Annotated in this window: 21 protein-coding genes; 17 read left to right on the forward strand and 4 right to left on the reverse strand. The window is 61.1% G+C overall.

Annotation, left to right across the window (positions count from 1 at the left end):
• Positions 1-10: 10 nt before the first annotated feature.
• The 13 genes from GPA25_RS05220 to GPA25_RS05280 all read left to right on the forward strand — a co-directional run bounded on the left by GPA25_RS05220 (position 11) and on the right by GPA25_RS05280 (position 11286).
• A complete protein-coding gene (locus tag GPA25_RS05220; RefSeq protein ID WP_169259306.1) occupies positions 11-1273 on the forward strand; it encodes an aromatic ring-hydroxylating dioxygenase subunit alpha in 1263 nt (420 codons plus the stop codon).
• A gap of 2 nt (positions 1274-1275) precedes the next feature.
• Positions 1276-1764, forward strand: coding sequence for an aromatic-ring-hydroxylating dioxygenase subunit beta (locus GPA25_RS05225; protein WP_169259307.1), 489 nt, complete (start codon positions 1276-1278; stop codon positions 1762-1764).
• Positions 1765-1775: 11 nt separating this feature from the next.
• Complete coding sequence (locus GPA25_RS05230) at positions 1776-2090, forward strand: non-heme iron oxygenase ferredoxin subunit (protein WP_169259308.1); 315 nt, start codon at positions 1776-1778, stop codon at positions 2088-2090.
• Positions 2091-2139: 49 nt separating this feature from the next.
• On the forward strand, positions 2140-3309 hold the full coding sequence (locus GPA25_RS05235) for an ABC transporter substrate-binding protein (protein WP_169259309.1): 1170 nt from the start codon (positions 2140-2142) through the stop codon (positions 3307-3309).
• A 5-nt stretch (positions 3310-3314) separates the two neighbouring features.
• A complete protein-coding gene (locus GPA25_RS05240; RefSeq protein WP_169259310.1) occupies positions 3315-4235 on the forward strand; it encodes a branched-chain amino acid ABC transporter permease in 921 nt (306 codons plus the stop codon).
• Positions 4236-4238: 3 nt separating this feature from the next.
• Positions 4239-5243 (forward strand): branched-chain amino acid ABC transporter permease, encoded by a 1005-nt coding sequence (locus tag GPA25_RS05245; RefSeq protein ID WP_169259311.1) that lies wholly within the window; start codon positions 4239-4241, stop codon positions 5241-5243.
• Positions 5240-5995, forward strand: coding sequence for an ABC transporter ATP-binding protein (locus GPA25_RS05250; RefSeq protein ID WP_169259312.1), 756 nt, complete (start codon positions 5240-5242; stop codon positions 5993-5995). Before GPA25_RS05245 ends, GPA25_RS05250 begins: the two co-directional genes overlap by 4 nt.
• The gene (locus GPA25_RS05255; protein WP_169259313.1) at positions 5992-6705 is read left to right on the forward strand and encodes an ABC transporter ATP-binding protein; all 714 of its coding nucleotides are present in this window, start codon (positions 5992-5994) and stop codon (positions 6703-6705) included. The genes GPA25_RS05250 and GPA25_RS05255 overlap by 4 nt, the downstream gene beginning before the upstream one ends.
• Positions 6706-6830: 125 nt before the next feature.
• Entirely contained in the window at positions 6831-7430 is a 600-nt protein-coding gene (locus GPA25_RS05260) for a hemerythrin domain-containing protein (RefSeq protein WP_169259314.1), read from the forward strand.
• Positions 7431-7491: 61 nt separating this feature from the next.
• On the forward strand, positions 7492-8532 hold the full coding sequence (locus GPA25_RS05265; RefSeq protein WP_169259315.1) for a cupin domain-containing protein: 1041 nt from the start codon (positions 7492-7494) through the stop codon (positions 8530-8532).
• 43 nt (positions 8533-8575) lie between these two features.
• Entirely contained in the window at positions 8576-9286 is a 711-nt protein-coding gene (locus tag GPA25_RS05270) for a fumarylacetoacetate hydrolase family protein (RefSeq protein WP_169259316.1), read from the forward strand.
• Positions 9287-9353: 67 nt separating this feature from the next.
• Complete coding sequence (gene maiA, locus GPA25_RS05275) at positions 9354-9989, forward strand: maleylacetoacetate isomerase (RefSeq protein WP_169259317.1); 636 nt, start codon at positions 9354-9356, stop codon at positions 9987-9989.
• A gap of 127 nt (positions 9990-10116) precedes the next feature.
• Positions 10117-11286: an MBL fold metallo-hydrolase gene (locus GPA25_RS05280; protein WP_169259318.1), complete on the forward strand. Its 1170-nt coding sequence runs from the start codon at positions 10117-10119 to the stop codon at positions 11284-11286.
• Positions 11287-12038: 752 nt separating this feature from the next.
• On the opposite strand, the gene GPA25_RS05285 is transcribed toward GPA25_RS05280, so the two are convergent.
• Positions 12039-12989 carry a LysR substrate-binding domain-containing protein gene (locus tag GPA25_RS05285; protein ID WP_169259319.1) on the reverse strand — a complete coding sequence of 317 codons (951 nt, stop codon included), beginning with the start codon at positions 12987-12989 and terminating at the stop codon, positions 12039-12041.
• Positions 12990-13087: 98 nt separating this feature from the next.
• Here GPA25_RS05285 and GPA25_RS05290 point away from each other — a divergent pair, with 98 nt between their 5' ends.
• On the forward strand, positions 13088-13636 hold the full coding sequence (locus GPA25_RS05290) for an antibiotic biosynthesis monooxygenase (RefSeq protein ID WP_246265393.1): 549 nt from the start codon (positions 13088-13090) through the stop codon (positions 13634-13636).
• Between the two features lie 203 nt (positions 13637-13839).
• Here GPA25_RS05290 and GPA25_RS05295 read toward each other — a convergent pair whose 3' ends face one another.
• From GPA25_RS05295 to GPA25_RS05305, 3 genes are all read right to left on the reverse strand, one after another.
• Positions 13840-15216 (reverse strand): MFS transporter, encoded by a 1377-nt coding sequence (locus GPA25_RS05295; protein ID WP_169259321.1) that lies wholly within the window; start codon positions 15214-15216, stop codon positions 13840-13842.
• A 177-nt stretch (positions 15217-15393) separates the two neighbouring features.
• Positions 15394-17052, reverse strand: coding sequence for a (2,3-dihydroxybenzoyl)adenylate synthase (locus tag GPA25_RS05300; RefSeq protein ID WP_169259322.1), 1659 nt, complete (start codon positions 17050-17052; stop codon positions 15394-15396).
• 140 nt (positions 17053-17192) lie between these two features.
• The gene (locus GPA25_RS05305) at positions 17193-18104 is read right to left on the reverse strand and encodes a LysR family transcriptional regulator (protein ID WP_343034841.1); all 912 of its coding nucleotides are present in this window, start codon (positions 18102-18104) and stop codon (positions 17193-17195) included.
• A 252-nt stretch (positions 18105-18356) separates the two neighbouring features.
• Here GPA25_RS05305 and had point away from each other — a divergent pair, with 252 nt between their 5' ends.
• From had to GPA25_RS05320, 3 genes are read left to right on the forward strand one after another with little or no spacing between them, the layout of a single operon-like run.
• The gene (gene had / locus GPA25_RS05310) at positions 18357-19394 is read left to right on the forward strand and encodes a 6-hydroxycyclohex-1-ene-1-carbonyl-CoA dehydrogenase (protein ID WP_246265364.1); all 1038 of its coding nucleotides are present in this window, start codon (positions 18357-18359) and stop codon (positions 19392-19394) included.
• A 10-nt stretch (positions 19395-19404) separates the two neighbouring features.
• On the forward strand, positions 19405-21372 hold the full coding sequence (locus GPA25_RS05315; RefSeq protein WP_169259324.1) for an NAD(P)/FAD-dependent oxidoreductase: 1968 nt from the start codon (positions 19405-19407) through the stop codon (positions 21370-21372).
• Positions 21369-21776, forward strand: a complete 408-nt coding sequence (locus tag GPA25_RS05320) for a hypothetical protein (RefSeq protein ID WP_169259325.1) — start codon at positions 21369-21371, stop codon at positions 21774-21776. Before GPA25_RS05315 ends, GPA25_RS05320 begins: the two co-directional genes overlap by 4 nt.
• Positions 21777-21971: the final 195 nt, after the last annotated feature.

Consider the following 21971-nt stretch of genomic DNA (forward strand, 5'->3'; position numbering starts at 1 on the left):
AGACACGAACATGACCGGCAATGCCACGGTATTTCCCAAAGATCCCACCTGGGAGGGCGAAGGATCGAGCCGCATCCCGTTCTGGGCCTACACCCGCGACGACCTGTACCAGCAGGAACTGGAGCGCTTCTTCTACTCCGGTCACTGGTGCTATGTCGGGCTCGAGGCGGAGATCCCCAATCCCGGCGATTTCCGTCGCACCGTCATCGGCGAGCGCTCGGTGATCATGGTCCGCGACACGAACGGCGCGATCAACGTCGTGGAAAACGTCTGTGCCCATCGCGGCATGCGCTTCTGCCGCGAGCGCCACGGCAACCGCAAGGACTTCTTCTGCCCATACCACCAGTGGAACTACAGCCTTGAGGGCGACCTGCAAGGCGTGCCGTTCCGGCGCGGAGTCAAGCAGGAAGGCAAGATCAATGGCGGCATGCCGCCCGAATTCAAGCTGGAAGAGCATGGCCTGACAAAGCTGAAGGTGGCCACGCGTGGCGGCGTGGTCTTTGCGTCCTTCGATCACGATGTCGAGCCCCTGGAAGAATTCCTCGGCCCGACCATCCTGCAGTACTTCGACCGCGTCTTCAACGGACGCAAACTCAAGGTGCTCGGCTATCGCCGCCAGCGCATCCCCGGCAACTGGAAGCTCATGCAGGAGAACATCAAGGATCCGTATCACCCGGGCCTGCTCCACACCTGGTTCTCCACCTTCGGTCTGTGGCGCGCGGACAACAAGTCGCAGCTGCGGATGGACGAGCACTTCCGCCACGCCGCGATGATTTCGACCCGCGGTCAGGGCGGCAAGAACGACGAGGTCGTGAGCGGCGTGGACAGTTTCAAGGATCAAATGAAGGTGAACGATCCGCGCCTGCTCGACATCGTTCCTGAGCCTTGGTGGAACGGTCCCACGGCCGTGATGACCACCGTGTTCCCCAGCGTGATCCTCCAGCAGCAGGTCAATAGCGTCTCGACCCGCCACATCCAGCCCAACGGGCATGGCTCCTTCGACTTCGTGTGGACGCACTTCGGATTTGATGACGACAGCGAAGAGATGACACAGCGACGCCTGATCCAGGCCAACCTCTTCGGCCCCGCCGGTTTTGTCTCCGCCGACGATGGCGAAGTCATCGAATGGTCTCAGGAGGGATTCGAGCAGAAGCCCGCCCACCGCACCGTGGTGGAGATGGGCGGCTACGACATCGGCGACTCCGAGCACATGGTGACCGAAACCCTGATCCGGGGCATGTACGCCTACTGGCGCAAAGTGATGGGGCAATGAACATGACAATCGACTTTCAGACCTACTTCGAGCTTCTGAACCTCTACAGCGACTACGCGATGGCGGTCGATTCGGCCGACTGGGAGAAGTGGCCGGACTTCTTCGTCGAGGACGGCACCTACCGCCTGCAGCCGCGCGAGAACTTCGAACAGGGCCTGCCCCTGTGCCTGCTGGCGCTGGAGAGCCGCGCGATGATCAAGGACCGGGTCTACGGGGTGAAGGAAACCATGTACCACGACCCCTACTACCAGCGTCACATCGTCGGCACGCCGCGGGTGATTTCGGTGGAAGGCGGACGCGATGCGGACACGATCCACAGCGAGGCCAACTACGTCGTGGTGCGCACCAAGTACGACGGTGAATCGACGGTGTTCAACAGCGGCTATTACCGCGACGTGATCGTGCGCACGCCGGAGGGTCTGAAGCTCCAGTCACGCCTCTGCATCTATGACACGGAAATGATCCCGAACTCGATCATCTACCCCATCTGAGGAACCCGGAAATGCTGCTGAACTGGATTGATGCCGTCGCACGCGATGCGGTGCCCGCCGGCGACGTAGTCGGCGTCGCGGTGGCCGGCAAGGACATCGCCCTCTATGAGGTGGAGGGCGAAGTTTTCGCCACCTCGAACGTCTGCACCCACGGCCACGCGAGGATGAGCGACGGCTTCCTGGACGGTCGCGAGATCGAATGCCCGCTGCACCAAGGGAAATTCGACGTGTGCACCGGCAAGGCCCTCTGCGCCCCCCTTACGGAAAACATACCGACATACCCGGTGAAGATCGAGAACGGGCGCATCTACGTCGCGCTCGACTAAAAAAACGATCCCCGCCCCCATCCCCAAGCATTTCGAGAGAGAGAGACACATGAACACGCGAAACAGATGGACCTTGTCGGCACTGGCGCTCGTCGCTGCCGCCGGCGTCGCGCACGCGGACGTCAAGATCGGCTTTTCCGCCCCCCTTTCCGGCCCGGTGGCCGCAGTGGGCCAAGACCAGTACGACGGCTTCATGCTGGCACTGGAGGCGCGCGGCGGCAAGCTGGGCGGCCAACCAGCACAGGTACTCCGCGAGGACGATCAGCTCAAGCCCGAGCTGGGCAACCAGATCGCGCGCAAGTTCGTGGACCGCGACAAGGTAGACGCCATCGTCGGGTTGGGGTTCTCGAACGTGCTCATGGCGAGCCTGCCACGCATCGTCGAATCCGGCACGGTCGCCATCGCCACCAACGCGGGGCCGTCCGTGCTCGCCGGCAAGGGCTGCGTCCCCAACGTCTTCTCGGTGGCCTGGCAGAACGACGGCTCGGCCGAGGCGATGGGCAAGTACGCTCAGGACACGGGCTACAAGCGAGTCTACCTGATGGCGCCCAACTACCAGGCGGGCAAGGACTACATCGGCGGCTTCAAACGATTCTACAAGGGCGAGGTGGTCGACGAGGTCTATACGCAGGTCAATCAGCCGGACTACTCCGCGGAGATCGCCCAATTGCAGGCCGCCGCACCGGACGCAGTGTTCGTGTTCTACCCCGGCGGGATGGGCGTCAATTTCGTCAAGCAGTTCAGCCAGGCAGGGCTGAGCAAGAAGCTCCCGCTTCTGTCGGCCTTTACCGTCGACGGTACGACGCTTCCTTCCTTGCGCGACGCGGCGGTCGGTACCGTGTCCGGGGCCGTGTGGGACGTTGCGCTCACCACGCAGGGCAACCGCGAGTTTATCGACAGCTTCACGACGAAGTACGGCCGCGCGCCTAGCGCCTATGCCGCCGTCGGCTACGACGCGGCGAACCTGCTGGACATCGCGGTCCGCAAAGTGGGCGGCAATACGAGCGACAAGGCCGCCTTCGCCGCCGCGGTCAGGACCGCCGGCTCCGAGCTCCAGTCGCTGCGCGGCCCGTTCCGATTCAATCACAACAACCTCCCCATCCAGAACTACTACGCCTTCCAGACCGTGAGCGAGGGCGGCCGCATCACCGCCAAACTTATGGGAACGCCGCTCCCCGAGCATCAGGACGCTTACGCGGCCCAGTGCAAGCCGAGGTAATCGTCATGACCTTCTCGCTCTTGCTCGCGCAGTTGCTTAACGGGCTGCAATACGGCGTCCTGCTGTTCCTGCTTGCGGCAGGGCTCACCCTGGTCTTCGGCATCATGAGCTTCGTCAACCTCGCGCACGGTTCGCTCTACATGCTGGGCGCCTATGCCGTGGCGGTGGTAACGGGCGCGACCGGGTCCTTCGCCCTGGGTGCACTCGCGGCACTCGCGACCGGAACCGTGGTGGGCATGCTGCTCGAATCGGTGGCAGTTTCGCGGCTGTACCGGCGCGACCACCTCGACCACGTGCTCGCCACTTTCGGTCTGGTGCTGTTCTTCAACGAGGTGACGCGCATGATCTGGGGACCGCAACCGCTCTTCGTGGCGCTGCCCGAGGGCCTGTCGGGGACGATCGAGATCTTCGGCTTCACCTATCCCGCGTACCGCTTTCTCATCATCGCAGTGGGACTGGCGGTGGCAGTGGGCAGCAGCTGGCTGATCCACCGGACCCGGGTCGGAATGCTGGTGCGCGCGGGTTCGGTGAATCCGCAGATGGTGGGCGCCCTGGGGGTAAACATCCGGCTTCTCAACGCGATGCTGTTCGCGCTCGGCGCGGCGCTCGCCGCGCTCGCCGGCGCCATGGCAGCCCCGATCCTCTCGGTCCAGAGTGGCATGGGCGAGCCGGTGCTGATCACTACCCTGGTGGTCATCGTCATCGGTGGCATCGGCTCGGTGAGCGGCGCGTTCTACGCGGCGATCATCGTCGGCCTGACCGACACGCTCGGGCGCACCTATCTGCCGCTGCTGATGCGCGAGTTCGCGAGCCGCGACATCGCGAACGCGGCAGGCCCCGCGCTGGCTTCGATGCTCGTCTACCTCCTCATGGCGGTGGTCCTCGCCGTCCGTCCGCAGGGACTCTTTCCCGCACACAAGGGGTAAATCATGAGAATGTCCTTACGAACCGGCGACCTGGTGCCGGTGGTCCTGCTCGCCGGTCTCGCGCTGCTGCCCTTTGCCGCAGCGGCCGCCGACGAGCCCTTCTTCACCACCTTCTTTGCCCGCGTGCTGATCTACGCGATCGCGGCCACGGCGCTGAACGTGGCGCTGGGTCTGGGCGGACTGGTGAGCCTTGGCCACGCGCTGTTCCTTGGGCTTGGCATGTACAGCGTGGCGTTGCCTGCCCACTTCGGCATTGCCAACGGATGGGTGCATCTTGCGGCGTGCGTCGCGTCGTGCGGCGTGGTGGGACTCCTGACCGGCTACGTGAGCCTGCGCACCTCCGGCATCGCCTTCATCATGATCACGCTGGCATTTGCGCAGATGGGGTACTTCCTGGTGGTCAGCCTGAAGCAGTTCGGCGGCGACGACGGCATGGCGATTTCCGCTGCGAGTGAGTTCTTCGGCTTCAGCCTGAGCTCCGGCAACGCCGTGTATGGCGTCGCCTTCTGTCTCCTCGTGGCCCTCACGGTATGGATCGCCCGGCTGCGTTCAGCGCCCTTCGGCGTGACCTTGCGTGCCGGACGGCAGAACGCGCGCCGAGTGGCCTCCGTCGGCCTCGCGCTCTCGCGCTACCAGCTCACCGCCTATGTGCTGTCAGCGGTGCTGTGCGGGCTCGCCGGGATGCTGCTCGCCAACCTTAACGCCTATGCGTCGCCGAGCAGCATGTCCTGGATGGTCTCCGGCGAGCTCATCGTGATGGTGGTCCTCGGCGGCATGGGCTCGGTGTTCGGACCCTTCCTCGGCGCGGTCGCCTTCCTTGGCATCGAAGAAGTGCTGAAAGCCTTCACGGAGCACTGGATGGCGTTGTTCGGCCTCCTGATCCTGGGCGTCGCCCTGCTGGGCAAGGCGGGCATCGCCGGCCTGCTCGCCCGTCCAATTCGTTCCAACAGTCCCGCGGGCAGGGGCGCGAAGGCGCCGCTGCTGGCGGAATCGGGAGTCCGGCCATGAGCGCCCTGCTGCAGACCGAAAAACTCACCAAGCGCTACGGCGCGCTGGTGGTCACCGACGACGTGTCGCTGGAAGTGCAGGCGGGGGAGTTGCACGCCATCATCGGCCCCAACGGTGCGGGCAAGACGACCTTGATCAACCAGCTCTCCGGAGAGCTGGCGCCGAACAGCGGCAGCGTGCGCTTCGCCGGCAAGGACGTGACCGCGACGGGCATCGACGGACGCGCGCGCCAGGGCCTGTTGCGCTCCTACCAGATCACTTCGGTGTTCGACGAGTTCACGGTCCGCGAGAACGCGACCCTCGCAGCACTCGGAACGCAACGGCACGCCTTCTCCTTCTGGACGAGCCTGCTCGGCGACAAGGAGGCGCTCGCCGCGGCCGACGAGGGCATCGCCGCCGCCGGCCTTGCCGCCCTCGCCGACAGCCCGGCGTCCGATCTGGGGTATGGCGAGCGACGCCAACTGGAGCTCGCGATGGCCCTGGCGGCGCGGCCCCGCTTTCTGCTGCTCGACGAGCCGATGGCCGGCATGAGCGTGCAGGAGTCGGCCGCCGTCGTGACGCTCCTCCAGTCGCTCAAGCGCAAGTACACGATCCTGCTGGTGGAGCACGACATGAACGCAGTGTTCGCCCTCGCCGACCGGATCAGCGTGCTGGTCTACGGGAAGCTGCTGGTCACCGGCACTCCGGAGGAAATCCGCAACAACGCTGAAGTTCGGGCGATCTATCTGGGCGAAGAAGAGGTGGTCGCATGAACGCGCTGCTCAAGGTCGACGGCCTGCGAGCCGGCTACGGACAGGCCCAGGTCCTCTTCGGGATCGATTTCTCGGTGGGCGAAGGCGAGGTGGTCACGCTGCTCGGGCGCAACGGCATGGGGCGCTCCACGGCCATCAAGTGCCTCTTCGGATTGCTGGAAGTGACCAATGGATCCATCGAGTTTGCCGGCGAACGGATCGGCGGCCTGCCTTCTTACCAGATCGCCAAACGCGGGCTCGGCCTGGTCCCCGAAGGGCGACAGATCTTCCCCAACCTGACGATCGAGGAAAACCTCGTCGCCACCGCGCGAGCCCGGAGCAACCATGCATTGAAGCCCTGGACGCTCGACCGGGTCTATGGCTTCTTCCCCCGCCTGCGCGAACGCCGCGCCAATCTCGGCTCACAGCTCTCGGGTGGCGAACAGCAGATGCTCGCGATCGGCCGGGCACTCCTCACCAATCCGCGACTCATGGTGCTCGACGAGGCGACCGAAGGACTCGCCCCGCTGATCCGAGCGGAGATCTGGCACGCGCTCGGCGAACTCAAGGCGGAGGGGCTGTCCCTCATCGTCATCGACAAGAACCTCAGGCCGCTGCTCGATCTCGCCGATCGTCATTTCGTCATCGAGAAGGGGCAGGTGGTGTGGTCCGGCGACTCGTCCGCGCTGCGCGCAGATCCGCGGGTCGTACATGAGTACCTCGGCGTATGACGGTTGCGCCATCGACAACAAGAAATACAACCGTTCGCCCTGAGCCCGTCGAAGGGCGCTGCCAGGGCTTCGACAAGCTCAGCCCGAACGATAACTGGCTGCCGGGTTAATAACGAGGTGATTGCATGAACGATCCGAGATCCATCGCAACCGGCATCATCCGCGCCGAACATCGCGCGCTGGCTGCCGTCATCAACAATATCAAGTCGATCGTCACCGAAATCCGCGACGGACGGATGTCGGCGGACTTCCGCCTGCTGTGGTCGATGATCTACTACATCGACGCCTTCCCGGAGCGCCTCCACCATCCCAAGGAGGATGCGTGGCTGTTCGCCCGCATCCAGGAGCGAACGCGGGCTGCCGACAGCCTGATCGAAACGCTCCTCCAGCAGCACTCGGCGGGCGAAGCGGAGCTGGATTTGTTGCGCAAGGCCCTCGGCAACTACGAGGCCGGTGTGGCGGGAGCGCTGGAGGCCCTCGACCTCACCGTCCAGCGCTACGCCGAATTCACCTGGAAGCACATGGCCATGGAGGAACGAGAGCTCCTGCCCATCGGCGAAGACTGCCTCACGGAAGACGACTGGGCCGATATCGCGCATGCCTTCCAGGAGAACTGCGACCCGCTCGCAGGCAAGCAAGAGGGCGCGCATTTTCTGACGCTCTTCCGCCACATCGTCGAGCGGACACCCGCGCCCATGGGCCTGGGCACGCGACAAGCGCCCTGAGCTCTCCGTCGCATCGCCCGACAAACCAATTTCCGATACCCCCGACACAGGAATTAACGCCATGCACACTCTCGGCACCCTGGAAGAACTGCCCCTCGACTACCGCGAAGCACTTGCCGCGCAGAACCTCGTCCCGCTGTGGCCCAGTCTCCGCTCGGTCCTGCCGCCGGGCAAACCTGCCCTTCGCACGCGACCGACCCACTGGTCCTATGCGGCGCTGCGTTCCTTGCTGCTGCAAGCCGGTGAGCTCACCCCGATCGAACGTGCCGAGCGCCGCGTACTGGTGCTGGCCAATCCCGGCCATGGGCTGGAGAAGATGCAGGCGAGCTCGAGCATCTATCTCGGCATGCAGCTCCTGCTGCCCGGCGAGTGGGCGCCGGCACACCGCCACACGCCTAACGCAGTGCGCATGATCGTCGAAGGCGAAGGGGCGTACACCACGGTCGATGGCGAGAAATGCCCGATGAGCCGGGGTGATCTGATCCTCACCCCCACCGGCCTGTGGCATGAACACGGCCACGACGGCACCGAACCGGTCATCTGGCTCGACGTGCTGGACCTGCCGCTCGTGTATTACACCGAGACTTCGTACGCCGTCGAAGGCAAGGTCCAGGAGGTCACCACCACCCGGATGGAACGCCAATACGCACGTGGCGGCCTCGTGCCGTCGCCGGTATTCGCCCGCCAGAGTGCGCGCAGCTATCCGATGCTGCGCTACCCCTGGGCCGAAGCGCGTGTGGCGCTGCTCAATCTGGCCAAGACCCAGCCGGGGATCGACGCCGTGCAGGTCGCCTACGTCAACCCGGAAACTGGCGCCGATTGCCAGAACATCCTGGGCTACTCCGCGCTGATGCTGCGTCCGGGCGAAACTCTGCGCCTGCCCGCGCGCTCGCCGGCCACGGTCTTCCACCTGATCGAGGGCGCCACCACCGTGGACATCGGCGACAACGCCTTCACCCTCGCTCCCGCCGACACGTGCTGCGCCCCTGGCTACACCCCGGTAATGCTGGCGAACCGCTCAGGAAGCGAGCCGGCCTTCCTCTTCGTCGCCGACGAAACGCCACTGCACAAGAAGCTGGGTGTCTTTGAGACCCGCAACTAAGTCGGAATCGATTCCGCCCTCCCCTCATCAAGAGAGAATAAACATGAGCCAAACCCGATATCTATGGAATCCGGCCCCGGTGTACTCCCTGCCGGTGCGCGGCAGCGACGCCCGGCTGCCGGTGAAGCGCATCTTCTGCGTCGGTCGCAACTACCACGCCCATGCATTGGAAATGGACCGACCGGTGGACAAGGCCACGATGCGCCCCTTCTACTTCCTGAAGGACGCCTCCACCCTGGTCGAATCGGGCGCCACCGTGCCCTATCCGACCGGCACCACCAACTATCACTATGAGATGGAGCTGGTAGTGGCGATCGGCAAGGCGGGTTTTCGGGTGGCAGAGGCCGATGCACACGAGCTCATCTACGGCTATGCGGCCGGGCTCGACATGACCCGCCGTGACTTGCAACTGGTGGCGCGCGAACAGGGTCGGCCGTGGGACCTGGGCAAGAACTTCGAGAAGTCCGCGGTGTGCACCGAGATCATTCCCGTCGCGGAATTAGGCGTACTCGAAGCCGGCGCGATCAGCCTGTCCGTCAATGGCGACATCAAGCAGAGCTCCGACCTTTCGCTACTGATCTGGAACATCCGGGAGATCATCGCCGACTTGTCGAAGTTCTATCACCTCGAACCCGGCGACCTCATCTACACCGGTACGCCCGAGGGCGTGGGCGCAGTGAAGCCCGGCAACCGGATCACCGGTCACGTCGATCGCGTCGGCGATATTGCATTGACCATCGGCGACGCGGAATGATCGTTATGGCTGCAGCCTGCGTCGGCCATCAACCAGCGCAGGCCCTCGTACCAAGGAAGCCCAGACCATGAAGCTCTACAACTTCTTTCGCAGCGGCACTTCGCACCGCCTGCGTATCGCGCTGAACCTGAAGAGCATCGACTACGAGTACGTGCCGGTCGACCTCCGCACCGAGGAGCATCTCGGTGCCGCCTTCAGGGCGGTCAATCCGCAGGCGCTGGTTCCGGCGCTCGCCGACGGCGATCTGACGCTGATCCAGTCTCCGGCGATCATCGAGTGGCTCGAAGAGCGCTACCCCACCCCGGCGCTGCTGCCCGCGACCGCCGAAAAGCGCGCCCACGTGCGCGCACTAGCGGCGATCGTAGGCTGCGACATCCACCCAATTAACAACCGCCGCATCCTCGAGTACCTCAGGAAGGCGTTGGGCTGCGACGAGGCGGCGGTGCTGGCGTGGTGCGGCAACTGGATCAAGGCCGGATTCGATGCGCTGGAAGCGCAGCTCGCGGCTGACAAGTCGCGCAGTTCGTTCTGCTTCGGCAATGCGCCGACGCTCGCCGACGTGTACCTGATCCCACAGGTCGAGAGCGCACGCCGCTTCAACGTGGATCTGGCGCCCTATCCCCACATCGTCGCGATCGACCGCGCCTGTGGCGAGCTGGACGCCTTCCGCCGTGCGGCACCGTCATTGCAGCCTGACGCTTGAGCTGCGTCTGGAAAAAGTGCTTTCGGGAAGAGGACTCCCCCCTGACTCGGAATGGCGCACGGATTACCAGCGTGATTCACAAATACAACACTACGTACGCTTCAACCACCTAAGAAGGAGAGTAAAAGTGACCCTGAAAAAAATATACTCCGCCGTCCTTGCCACGGGTGCCATCTGCTTCGCATTCTCCGCAAATGCCGCAGCTGCCACTGAAGCTCAAAAAGCCCCAACCTCACACGGAAGCGGCACCGAACTCGTTATATTGGGCTCGGCTGCCGGCAGGACCTCCTGGGGAGGACACAGTGCCGGCGGGATGTCCGCGGCCATTGCTGTCGGAAAAGATCGCTATATCGTCGACTTCGGCCGCGGCTGGCATGAGCGCTACTATGAGGCGGGGCTGGGCACATCAGCCGCGCCGACCGGTTTCGGTGGATTGGAGAATCTGCGAGCGGGCTTCATTACACACCTCCACGCGGACCACGTGATCGACTATCCACGACTGTTGCTCTTCGGTGCGACCGAGGGGCTGCGGAAAAGAAAGGCGCCAATCCAGATCTTTGGGCCGGGCAACAGGGGCGGCTTACCACCTACGTCGGGAAAGCTGACCGATTCCGTGGATACGATTAACCCCGAGAATCCGACACCTGGTACCGCCGAACTGACCGAGTATCTGTATCGCGCATTCGCCACCGACCTGAATGACAACATTCACGACAGTGGCATGCCCAATCCGAACGCGTACATCAAGGTCAACGACATCCAGATACCGCCGGCTATCGGCGCCAGCAAGACAAACACGTCCCCACGCATGGCACCTATCAACGTGTATCAGGACGAAAACGTGAAGGTGACCGCGACGCTGGTCAGCCATCCGCCGATGTATCCGAGCTTTGCCTTCAGGTTCGACACAGCTGATGGCTCGGTCGTTTTCTCGGGGGACACGAACAGGAGCGAGAATCTCATCGAACTGGCTAAGGGCGCCGACGTGCTGGTGCATGAGGTAATCAGCACGCACTGGGCGGAGAACCTGTTCCCGACGCCACGGACAGCTGCTCAGGAGGCGAAACTCGATCACCTCATCAAGTCGCACACTCCGATCTCAGAAGTCGGCCCAATAGCCCATGAGGCCGGCGTGAAACTCTTGGTCCTGTCACATCTGGCACCTCCCTCAATTCCGGACGAGGAGTGGTTAAGGGCGGTCAAGACATTCGCTGGACGCACAGCGATCGGCAATCCTTTGTTCCGCATCAAATTGCCGCTGCAAGGAGCAGACGCATCACAAAGTCGCAAAAAGTGATGAGTTTACACAGCGCTCACGAGTACGTCTGACATAGCTCGTGAGTCTGCATTCGGTGACTGCTTGAGGCTCTGATCCGTGCCAGACAGAACAGGCAAATATGGACAGAGCCGACATCAGCAACGGAAAGCCTATGCCAGCAGCGGTTTCGTGGATCCCTTTTCAGCGCAAGTTCGGACCGGTTGCCGTACATCGACCAAAAAAGTGCGCGATCGGAGATTAACCGGTACTCAAAAACCGTTTAACTAGCACCGTCCGATATTCCCTTTGCACTGTTTTCCGTGCCCTCCTGGCTCGGGTATATCGACAACAGCTCAAGAGCAACATACGGCGTCTCGGGTGGCGGCGCGGGCGTCGCCCCACTGTCGGCAGTTCGCAATTAGGCGCCGTGGTCGGGGTCCGTTATCACTTCTGATTTCTGATGTAGTAGTTCGCAGGATTTAACGACTGCAGGCAGAGCAAATGGCGAAGGGTATCGTCATGGTTGAAACCAGAAAACGGGGCACCATGACGAACCTATTCCGCCCGATCTTGCCTACTCGCCACTCGGTCGGCGGGGAGATTTAGGCTTGGCATGTCTGTGTAACGGCAGGCATCAGTTGATCGATCAGCGGTTGATCGATGCGCACGTGGTGGGTGGCAGAAGCGGTCAAAAACCCGTAAGTCAGCAGTTCCCCAATGACGACAACTGTCTGCAATTTGCATTGCGATCGAAGACAGGACTGAATTCGTCTGGGCTGAGGCATGATTGATCATGCACTTCGCAGCGCGTCAGCGACGACGCTGCGCTCCCGGATAACCGCCGGCAATTGCTCCAAAAAATAGTCCAGAACACTCCTGACCGAGGGCAAGATCCCGCGGGGACTCGGATAGGCAAGACAAAGCGCATTGGGCGTAGCGGACCACCCTGGCAAAACATGCTCGAGCAAGCCGGACGCTATGCTCGCAGCAACAATGGGTTCCGGCAGCAAGGCGATGCCTATTCCGCTGATGGCCGTTTCGAACTGCAACCGGAGGTCGTTCGTCTGCAACCTCGGGAGGTGATTCAATACGCACGCCTCACCGCTTGGGCCGGTCAATTCCCATCGCACACGGCCATCCCGAACGTCGGCCGACCGTCCCAAGGTAGCGAACCGAGTTAGTTCCTCAAGGCTGGCCGGTCTTCCTGCGCGATCGAGAAAATGCGGACTGGCGACCAGTATTCTCCGGGCGCTGCCAAGGTGCTTCAGCACTACTCCCGACATTCCACTTGCGTCAGGACGGGCGAGGAGCGCAAGGTCGAATCGCTCCTCGATCAGATCTACCTCGCGGTCCGTCGGCTCAATGACAAGATTCACCTTGGGGTGGGACGCGAGGTATCCCGGCAAGATCGGCGCAAGATAGGTCTGCGCCAGAATCAGTGGACAGCTCATCCTGACGTTACCGACCGGCTCCCCGCGCAGGTTGGCAACGCTCTCATACGCAGCCTCTGCTTCCTCGACTGTTGCTTGGCACCGCTCGTAAAACCGCGCACCAGCTTCGGTTAGACCAATGCTTCGAGTCGATCGCTGTAACAGCCGGACCCCAAGCCTCTTCTCCAGGCCTGCAACGCGCCGACTCAGTCGCGTCTTCTCGATACCCGTCTCCCGTGACGCTGCAGAAAAGCCGCGATTGCGAACCACCGCGACAAAGTAGAACAAATCATTCAGATCGTGGGCATGCATTGTTGCACCAGTGCACTAGTGATAAGCAAATTTGCCATCTTATGATTGATTGCCATCACGCTTACAATCAATCAACAACTATTTCGAGGGTCAGCGTGATGGAAAAAAATGTGCCTGTATCGCGAGTGGTCCGTCGGAAGGCAAAGCTTGGGCACGAAAAGGCTTACGAGGCCTTGCTCAAGAGCATGGTGGAAGCGTCGAGCCACTTTCCGGGCTATCTGTCTGCGACGGTTATCCCGCCGCACACCCACGCAGATCAAGGCGAGTACCAGATCGTCCAGCGCTTTGCGACGCCGGAAGATCTTGCCCGATGGGACGAGTCCGACGAACGCGCAATGTGGCACGAGCGCATACGGCCCGTAGCAGAGAGCGCTCCAGCCTATCGTCTAGTTCCCGGTCTGAAGGTCTGGTTCTCGTCGCAATTGCCCCATGCAACGACTGCTCCACCCCGCTGGAAAATGACCACGGTGAACTGGCTGGGAATATTTCCAACCGTAGCTATTTGCCTTGGATTGATTTCACCGTTCCTTGCGACATGGCCATTTCTTGCAAGGACGGCTCTGATTACCGCGATGGTGGCAGCATTGATGTCGTATGCGATCATGCCACGCCTTTCTAGATGGATGGGTTGGTGGCTAAAAAGGTGACCCTACCCCGCAAGATTCCTATCCTGCGCCCCCGTTGAACAGCGAAGTTACACTACATATTCGGGGCGACCGAGCGGATGTATCCACGAACACGGGGCGCATGGAAATGCGGCTTTGCCACGCGTGGAACGGAGAAATCAGAAAGCCGGCGGCAAGCCGGCTTTCTGCTGGAACGCCAAATACTATTTGCGGCAGACGACGGCTCACGCCCGTGCTGGGGATTCCTCAATGTGCGGACCAATTGCCTCTTCGGGTATCACGAGATAGGGTTGCTCAGAGGCAGAACGCTCGTGATTGATCATTGAGATAGCGACCGCTGCAATGACGGCAGGAATGGCAATTGCAGTGAAGTTCATCTCCAGCGGCAGCGCCATATTTACCAAGACTCCGATAAGAATCGGCGCCAGGATCGCGCCACCACGACCAACCGCGAGCGCCCATCCCAGGCCGGTGGAGCGAACCGCCATCGGATAGAACTGTCCAGCGTACGCATTCGTCACGATCTGGGTACCGATCGTCGAGGCGCCGGCCAAGCCAACCGTCAAGAACAGAACCTCCGTCGGCAACCGCTGCCCGAGCATGACGATCGAGATCGCTGCAAGCAGATACATGGCGATCAAGACATGCTTGATATTGAAGCGGTCGGCCAGCCAGCCTCCGCCCACTGCCCCGATCATCGCGCCAAAGTTCAGCACCAACACGAAGGTCAAGGCAGAGCCGAGGCTATAGCCTGCATTCGCCATCAACTTGGTTAGCCAGGTACTCAGCGCGTAGACCATGAACAGGGACATGAACATGGCCACCCAAAACATAACCGTACTGCGGCCGCGCCCTTCGGAGAACAGATGATGAATTGGCGCATTGTCCGATTTATCCACATCCGGCAGCGTAAAGCGGTCGGTACTCGCCGGAAGGTAGCCCGGATCGAATCGCGCTACGATGGACTTCAGCTCCTCATGCCTGCCCTGCTTCAAGAGGAAAGACATCGACTCCGGGAGCGACCGGAAAATAAAAGGGATGAGCACCACCGGCGCCGCGGCCACAAAGTAAACCGACTGCCAGCCCAGGCTCTGCATGATGCTCTTGCCCAGTAACGCCGCCAGCATTCCGCCAACCGCATAGCCGCTGAACATCAGCGTAACCAGCGTGGCGCGCATACGCCGCGGAGCGTATTCGGTCATTTCGGCAACAACATTAGGCATCACGCCACCGATCCCAAGCCCCGCCAGGAAGCGCATAGCACTGAACGTCATCGGGTCGGAGGCCAGGCCGGCTGCTGCCGTGAAGACGCTGAACAGGACGATGCTGATCGAAATCGCCCACCGGCGGCCGATTCGGTCGGCAAGCGTCCCCAGCACGATTGCACCAAACATCATGCCGAACAACGCAGAGCTTGCCATGAAGCCGGCCTGCGTCGGATTGACACCCAAGTCCTTCATGATCGATGGCATCGTGACACCGGCCACCGCCAGATCGTAACCGTCGAACACGATAATCAGTGCACACCAAAAAAGTATCAGGCCGTGAAAGCGATTGAATTTGGCCTGGTCGGCTATTACGTGAGCGTTGAGCTGACGCATTTATGTCTCCTCCATCAATGGATGTGCTGCAGGGCTAACGTGGGCGAGCCAATGCAACCCGCCTGCGGGTTCAGCCCACTAGGTAGTTAATGCTGAATAGGTAAGATTGAACGCTTCCGGCCGCCTCGGCACGCGAGCCAGGCAACTTCCCCGGCACTCCGCCGATCTCGTCGGGTGTCAGTCGACCAAACTCGCACTTTCCGCAGCAACCTTTGCTGCGATCGTCTCGCGGAGTTCGCGCTTCAATATCTTCCCGACCGGGCTTACGGGAAATGCGGCAACAACTTCAAGTCGCTCGGGCAACTTGAAACTGGCGATTTTCTTGGCGCGCAGAAAATCAATCAGTTCGTCGAAGGCTAACGGGACTCCAGACTTGGTACGCACAAAGGCGCAGGCCTTCTCTCCAAAGGTCTCGTCAGGCATAGCCACCAGCGACACCTGAAACACTTTGGGGTGTTGCAGGATCAAATTCTCAATCTCTTCGCAGCTGATCTTTTCGCCGCCGCGGTTGATGAAGTCCTTCTTGCGCCCTTCCGCAAAAACGTATCGACCCTCCTTCCGAACAATGTCTCCCATGAGATAAAAGCCATCCGCAGTAAATGCGGTCCGGTTCACCTCAGGCGCATTGAAGTAACTTCGGATGGTGTAAGGTCCACGCGTCGCGAGTTCGCCGGGCATGCCGTCAGGCACCTCTTCTCCGAATTCATCGAGCACCTTGAGTTCGTCATCCTCGCATACTGGCGCGCCCGAACTCTCCAGCACCGCGCGTTCCGGATCATCGATACGCGTCATGTTGATAAGCCCCTCGGCCGTACCGTAGACCTCCTGCGGAAAGCATTTCAGACGCTGAAGAACGCGCTTGCGCAACTCTGGCGCCAAACGGGCGCCGCCGTTCTGCACCACCTTGAGCGACGTCAGGTCGTATTTCTCCGCCGCATCTGAATTCAGCCAGTTGCTAATCAGAGGCACCACGGACGCAATCACGCTTACGCGTTCTCGTTCGACCAACTCGAACACCTCGTCCGCATCGCCTGAAGAGGCAAGCACTACGGTGCCTCCATGGTAGAAGACACCGAGGATGCCCGGAGAGGCGAGGTTGTAGTTGTGGCCCAGAGGCAATATCGCCATGAAAACGGTATTCTCATCGAACCCCGCAGCCTGTCCACACAGACGTGCGTTCAGGATGTAGTCATCATGAGATCGCGGAATCAGTTTGGAGAGAGACGTAGTTCCTCCGGAAAGGAGCATGGTCGCAACGTCGGCCGGATCAACGTGAATTCGTTGCAGAGTGGCTGAGATGCGCTCCGGGCTGAGTTCCTCCTCGATCATTTGACTGAGCGAGTGCTGTCCTTCCGCGGGTTCTCCAACGACCAGCACCGACTTCAGACTGGGACATTCGGCGAGAAGGGTTTGCGCCATCGGCCGATAGTCAAATCGATTGACCACATCCTGAATCACGTACGCCACCGCGCCGGACGCGTCGATAAAGTGACGCACTTCAGTCTCGCGGTGCGCACGCAAGGCCATTACGGGAATTGCGCCGATTCGGGTAAGTGCTAGATAGGCGTAAACGAACTCCGGAATATTGGGCAATTGGAGAACAACGCGATCGTGCTGCCTTAACCCTGCCTCGACCAGGCGACAAGCCAAACGCTCGACTGTTTCTCCCAACTGCCGATATGTAATGCGCTGGTTGCCTGCCACCAACGCCACCTTCTCTGGATACCGCCCGATGGTTCGCTTAACCATCTCGGCGATCCCGATGTTTTCCCAGTAGCCCTTAGCGCGATAACGTCGCGCTGATTCTTCCGACCACGGCGTATACCCGGAAAGCATAATTATTTGTCTCCTCGATGCGCGGCAAAACCGGTTGGTTTCGTCCAGCCCGCACCGTAAGACGCTCTCCAGTGTGACTCAATGCATGAGGCCTATTCCTCCTATTACTGCCGTGAATATCTCGTCAGGATTCGGCGGGATTATTCGCTGAATGTCTCGCAAATCAAAGTGCGCAACCACTGATTTCCCGCCTCGCGGTGGTATTTGGCATGCCAGAAGAGATTGATCTGGATCTCGGGCAGGCTGAGCGGATGTGGCACATAGCGCAGCGGAAACGACGAGGCCAACCGCAACGCTATTCTTTCCGGAACAGTGGCAACGAGATCGGTCTCTTCCAGGATGTAGGGAAGCGCCACGAAGTGCGGTACCCGCAGTCGCACGTTGCGTCGGATCGCGGAGCGCTCGATCAGGTCATCGGCCTTTCCGTGTCCCGTGCCTGCGGAAACCACCACTACGTGCTCGGCAGCGGCGAATTCCTCAACGCCGAAAGGAACACCGTCAAAAGGGTGTCCGACACGAAACAAACAGCAATATCCCTGGCGAAAAAGCCGGCGTTGATAGAAGTCGGTCTTGAGATCGGGCAGCAGTCCAATCGCCAGATCCACCTTTCCGTCCTCCATATCCTCCTTAAGGGTCACCCTGTTGTTTCGCACGGTACTGATCGTCACTCCAGGTGCCACCTTGCTGATAGCCCGCATCAGGGACGGCACGAAGTAGATCTCTCCCACGTCAGTCATGGCAATGACAAAGCGCCGGGAACTGGCAAGGGGATCGAAAGTGGAACGCTGGTTCACGGTTTGCTGGATCAGTGCCAGGGCTTCCCCTATCGGCTCGGCCAACTCCTCCGCGTAAGGCGTTGGCTGCATGCCACCTCCCGTGCGGTAGAACAGATCGTCCCCCAGGAGTTTCCGCAAGCGGTTGAGCGCGCTGCTGACGCCAGGTTGCGACAGGTCAAGAGCTTCAGCGGCTGTGGTGACGCGTCGATCACGTAACAACTGCAAAAAAACCACCAACAGGTTTAGGTCGAGATCCTTCAGTTCGATTCCACGCACTATTGTCTCCAGTAATACGGCTTATTCACCGCTTTATGTTTTGTAATTCTGTTGGCAATGCAATGATGCGTCACAGAAGCATTCAGGTCCAGCATAAACAAATAAATATTATTAAAAAACAATAAGTAAGCGAACACCAAAGGACAGAAAGCCGTTGAGCGCATCTAGCACCAAGGCGTCTGATGCCGACAGTACTCACGCATTTTGATAAGGAGGCCTCCGTTGTTGCCGACACACATTGACACGTGGCAGATGACCACCCCCGGCCATCTCGAGCGCACGCAAGTTCCCATGCCCGAGCTCGCGTCCGGTGACGCGGTCGTAAAGATCGCAGGCTGCGGCGTTTGCCATACCGATCTGTCGTACTTCTACATGGGCGTACCAACCATCCAGGAACCGCCCCTCTCGCTCGGCCATGAGATTAGCGGCGTCGTGGTCGGAGGCGCCCCCGCCATGATCGGCAAGGAAGTCGTGGTCCCGGCGGTAATTCCCTGCGGCGAATGCGAACTTTGTCTAAGCGGACGAGGCAATCGCTGCCTGTCGCAACGCATGCCGGGTTACTCCATGGGAATTTACGGCGGGTTCTCGAGCCACATCGTGGTTCCAGCGAAATATCTCTGTGTCGTCGAAGGCCGCGGCGACATTCCCCTGGAGCATCTTTCGGTGGTTGCAGATGCCGTCACCACGCCGTATCAGGCTGCACTGCGCGCACGACTGCAGCCGGGCGACCGGGTAATTGTGATCGGTGCGGCCGGCGGGGTCGGCTCGTTCATGACGCAGGTCGCCAAGGGCATGGGCTGCGCAGCGGTTGTCGGAATCGACATCAATGCTGCAAAGCTGCAGATGATGAAGAGCTACGGCGCGGACTTCACCATCAACCCGAGGGGTGTCACCCCAAAAGACATAAAGGGATTGCTCAACGATTACTGCAAGGAACAGGGCCTGCCGTCGGCGCACGGCTGGAAGATTTTCGAAGTCACGGGAACCAAGGCGGGCCAGGAACTCGCGTTAGCACTTCTCTCCTTCACCGGCACCCTGGTCGTGGTCGGCTATGGCACCGAAAAGACCACGTACATGCTCTCGCGCCTGATGGCGTTCGACGCAGAGATCATCGGCACGTGGGGCTGCCCACCCGAGAAATATCCCAACGTACTCAAAATGTGCCTGGATGGACGCATCGCACTTGCGCCATTCGTCGAAGAGCGCCCAATGAGCGAAATCACTCACGTATTCGAACAGGCGCATCACGGCGAACTCAGCAAACGCGTCATTCTGACACCCGACTTCTAGGAGGAGACATATGAAACCCGGTGAACAAGAACTACCGTACCTATTTCAGCAAGGTCAATTCGGTCGATTCAAAATCAAGAATCGCATCAAATATGGCGCGTGCTGCGTCTCCAACTACAACACGCGCGACGGCTTTATAACCGAGCGGGAATTGGCGCGAGTCAAAGTGATCGCCAATACCGGCTGCGGCATCATCACGAATCAGGGGGCGTATCCCGATCCATTGGGAGAAGGCAAGGCGTACTTCCGGCAGGTGGCCATTTACGACGACAAGTTCCTGCCCCAGTTCGAGAAGATCGCCGGCTACATCAAGGAACAGGGGGCCATGGCGATCCAGCAGATCCTGCATGCCGGTCGCTACGGCGGTATCGACCTGGGCTATTGCGTTCAGCCCTCGGATGTGCCCCAGACGCTGCCGCACTTCCGGCCGCCAAAGATCATGACCAAAGAGGAGATTCGCGACTGCGTGCGCCAGCACGCCGACGCAGCGAAACGCTGCATCCGCGCAGGCTTCGACGGCACCGAAATCACCAGCTTCATGGGATATCTGCTGGCCAACTTCAACTCGCGCTTCACCAACCAGCGCACCGATGAATACGGCGGCTCCATCGAGAACCGCGGCCGCTTCATGCGCGAGCTGATCGACGGCATCAAGCAGGCGACCCCGGACAATCCGTTGATCGTGCGTCTCAACGGTGCCGAACTCATGGACAAGTGGGGCGGCAACAGCGAAGACGAATGTTTCGAGCTGATGCAGCAAGCAGTGGACTGCGGCGTCGACATGATCTCTGTGACCGTCGGCTGGCAGGAGGCGCCGGAATCCTCGATCGGCCGTGACATCCCGCCGGGGCATTGGAACTACCTCTCCGAGCGTGCGAAAAAGTTGTTCCCGAACACGCTGATCACATTCGGCAACCGCCTGCCCGACCCGCGCATGGCCAATGAGTGCATCCGCGACGGGGTTTTCGACTTCTGGGAAGTCTGTCGGCCGCTTCTCGCGGACCCTGAAATGATCCACAAGGCCGCCGAAGGCCGACTGGATGAGGTTCGCCGTTGTGTCGGCTCACTCAACTGCTTGTCGCGCCTGTTTCGCGATCTGCCATACACGTGCACCATGAATCCGGCGCTGGGGCATGAAGTCGAGCCCGAGTACCACGTCACCGCCGCGACCGTGAAGAAGAAGATCATGGTGATCGGCTCGGGCCCGGCCGGCATGGAGTGCGCGATCACCGCGGCCAAGCGCGGGCACGAGGTCACCGTGTTCGAGAAAGCCGATCGCATCGGCGGCAATCTCTACGCCTATGCCAACAACGATCTGGCGCGCCCCGATGACCTGCACTCGATCATCCGCCACTATGAGGCGGTCGCGAAACGTGTCGGGGTCCAGATCCGGCTCAACACCGAGGTCCACGCCAAGTTCATGCGCAGCGTCCTGCATCAATACGACGTTTGCGTGGTCGCCGCGGGCGCCGTCACCGATCGTGATGCCGTCCGTACGGTCGATGGCCACGAGCTGATGGTCGATGCACTGGACGTCGCTCACGGGCGGGCGACAACGGGCCAGCGTGTCGTGGTAATCGGCGGGGGCAAGATCGGGCTGACCGTGGGTGAGTTCCTGCGCAAAAACGGCACCGAGGTCACGGTCGTCGAACAGGAAAAACGCATCGCCGGCGACATCAAACCGTCATTCAAATGGCGCCACGCGTCCTGGGTGGATGAACTGGGCATCCGCTGCCTGACGAGCAGCCGACCAACACGCATTACGCCGGATGGGGTGAGCGTCGTCAACGACAAGGGCGAAGAGACATTCATTCCCGCGGATACAGTGCTCTTCGCCGCAGCGCGCAAACCGGCTCACGCGCTGCTCCATGAGTTCGAGTGGATGATCGACGAATTGCATGGCATTGGCGACGCGGTCATTCCGCGAGGACTGGAGCAGGCGATCCAGGAAGGCTTCCGGCTGGGTGTGCGGATATGAGTACCGCGGCGCTTCCTGACCCTCAAGGGTGGCGGGCCGCCGCGGCGGCCCGGATCGAACTGTTCCAGACGCTGGATGCCGGTTGCCGCATCGGTTTCATCGCCCGCTCGTCCCCCGCGCAGATGCTTGTCTGGGAGGCCAGCGCAAGTGGCACCGATGTTCAGGTTGCGCCGTTCCCCGGCTACGCCAATTCGGGACTGGACCTCCTGCTCGCCGCCAATGACGATGCAATCGGTGCCATTGTCGAAGCGGCCCGGGGCCCCTTGTTCGACGTCCTTCGTGCCGGAATCCGCTCCGGCTCGGTCGTGTGCTACATGCTGCGCCGGCGCTGCGACCTTGAAGCCCGGGGTTATGACGAACTGCTTGAAGCCCTTGGCTTCGCCTTCATGGGGGCCTGCCGATGATCTTCACCAATCCAAGAGGCGCCCCAGAGCTCGCGTGCGATCACTGTGGCTGCCGCTGGGTCGACCGCGTCAAGGGCACTTGCTACGAGTGCGGCGCGCCCGTGCCCGCCGAGGCGCAGGCCGAATTTGTGCGCGCCTTGGCGGCATTTAGTGCCGGTCGGCAGCAGCTGCGTGAAAGAGACGAACGAGTGAGTG

This window comes from Aromatoleum diolicum, from assembly GCF_012910955.1.
Classification (GTDB): Bacteria; Pseudomonadota; Gammaproteobacteria; order Burkholderiales; family Rhodocyclaceae; genus Aromatoleum; species Aromatoleum diolicum.

What these genes read in the sequence shown, in the direction of transcription:
- GPA25_RS05225 (WP_169259307.1), top strand. Translation starts at nt 1,276, where the DNA reads ATGACAATCGACTTTCAGACCTACTTCGAGCTTCTGAACCTCTACAGC.
- GPA25_RS05230 (WP_169259308.1), top strand. Translation starts at nt 1,776, where the DNA reads ATGCTGCTGAACTGGATTGATGCCGTCGCACGCGATGCGGTGCCCGCC.
- GPA25_RS05285 (WP_169259319.1), bottom strand. Translation starts at nt 12,989, where the DNA reads ATGCATGCCCACGATCTGAATGATTTGTTCTACTTTGTCGCGGTGGTT.
- GPA25_RS05320 (WP_169259325.1), top strand. Translation starts at nt 21,369, where the DNA reads ATGAGTACCGCGGCGCTTCCTGACCCTCAAGGGTGGCGGGCCGCCGCG.
- GPA25_RS05265 (WP_169259315.1), top strand. Translation starts at nt 7,492, where the DNA reads ATGCACACTCTCGGCACCCTGGAAGAACTGCCCCTCGACTACCGCGAA.
- GPA25_RS05245 (WP_169259311.1), top strand. Translation starts at nt 4,239, where the DNA reads ATGAGAATGTCCTTACGAACCGGCGACCTGGTGCCGGTGGTCCTGCTC.
- maiA (WP_169259317.1), top strand. Translation starts at nt 9,354, where the DNA reads ATGAAGCTCTACAACTTCTTTCGCAGCGGCACTTCGCACCGCCTGCGT.
- GPA25_RS05290 (WP_246265393.1), top strand. Translation starts at nt 13,088, where the DNA reads ATGGAAAAAAATGTGCCTGTATCGCGAGTGGTCCGTCGGAAGGCAAAG.
- GPA25_RS05240 (WP_169259310.1), top strand. Translation starts at nt 3,315, where the DNA reads ATGACCTTCTCGCTCTTGCTCGCGCAGTTGCTTAACGGGCTGCAATAC.
- GPA25_RS05270 (WP_169259316.1), top strand. Translation starts at nt 8,576, where the DNA reads ATGAGCCAAACCCGATATCTATGGAATCCGGCCCCGGTGTACTCCCTG.
- GPA25_RS05250 (WP_169259312.1), top strand. Translation starts at nt 5,240, where the DNA reads ATGAGCGCCCTGCTGCAGACCGAAAAACTCACCAAGCGCTACGGCGCG.
- GPA25_RS05260 (WP_169259314.1), top strand. Translation starts at nt 6,831, where the DNA reads ATGAACGATCCGAGATCCATCGCAACCGGCATCATCCGCGCCGAACAT.
- GPA25_RS05235 (WP_169259309.1), top strand. Translation starts at nt 2,140, where the DNA reads ATGAACACGCGAAACAGATGGACCTTGTCGGCACTGGCGCTCGTCGCT.
- had (WP_246265364.1), top strand. Translation starts at nt 18,357, where the DNA reads ATGACCACCCCCGGCCATCTCGAGCGCACGCAAGTTCCCATGCCCGAG.
- GPA25_RS05255 (WP_169259313.1), top strand. Translation starts at nt 5,992, where the DNA reads ATGAACGCGCTGCTCAAGGTCGACGGCCTGCGAGCCGGCTACGGACAG.
- GPA25_RS05295 (WP_169259321.1), bottom strand. Translation starts at nt 15,216, where the DNA reads ATGCGTCAGCTCAACGCTCACGTAATAGCCGACCAGGCCAAATTCAAT.
- GPA25_RS05300 (WP_169259322.1), bottom strand. Translation starts at nt 17,052, where the DNA reads ATGCTTTCCGGGTATACGCCGTGGTCGGAAGAATCAGCGCGACGTTAT.
- GPA25_RS05315 (WP_169259324.1), top strand. Translation starts at nt 19,405, where the DNA reads ATGAAACCCGGTGAACAAGAACTACCGTACCTATTTCAGCAAGGTCAA.
- GPA25_RS05220 (WP_169259306.1), top strand. Translation starts at nt 11, where the DNA reads ATGACCGGCAATGCCACGGTATTTCCCAAAGATCCCACCTGGGAGGGC.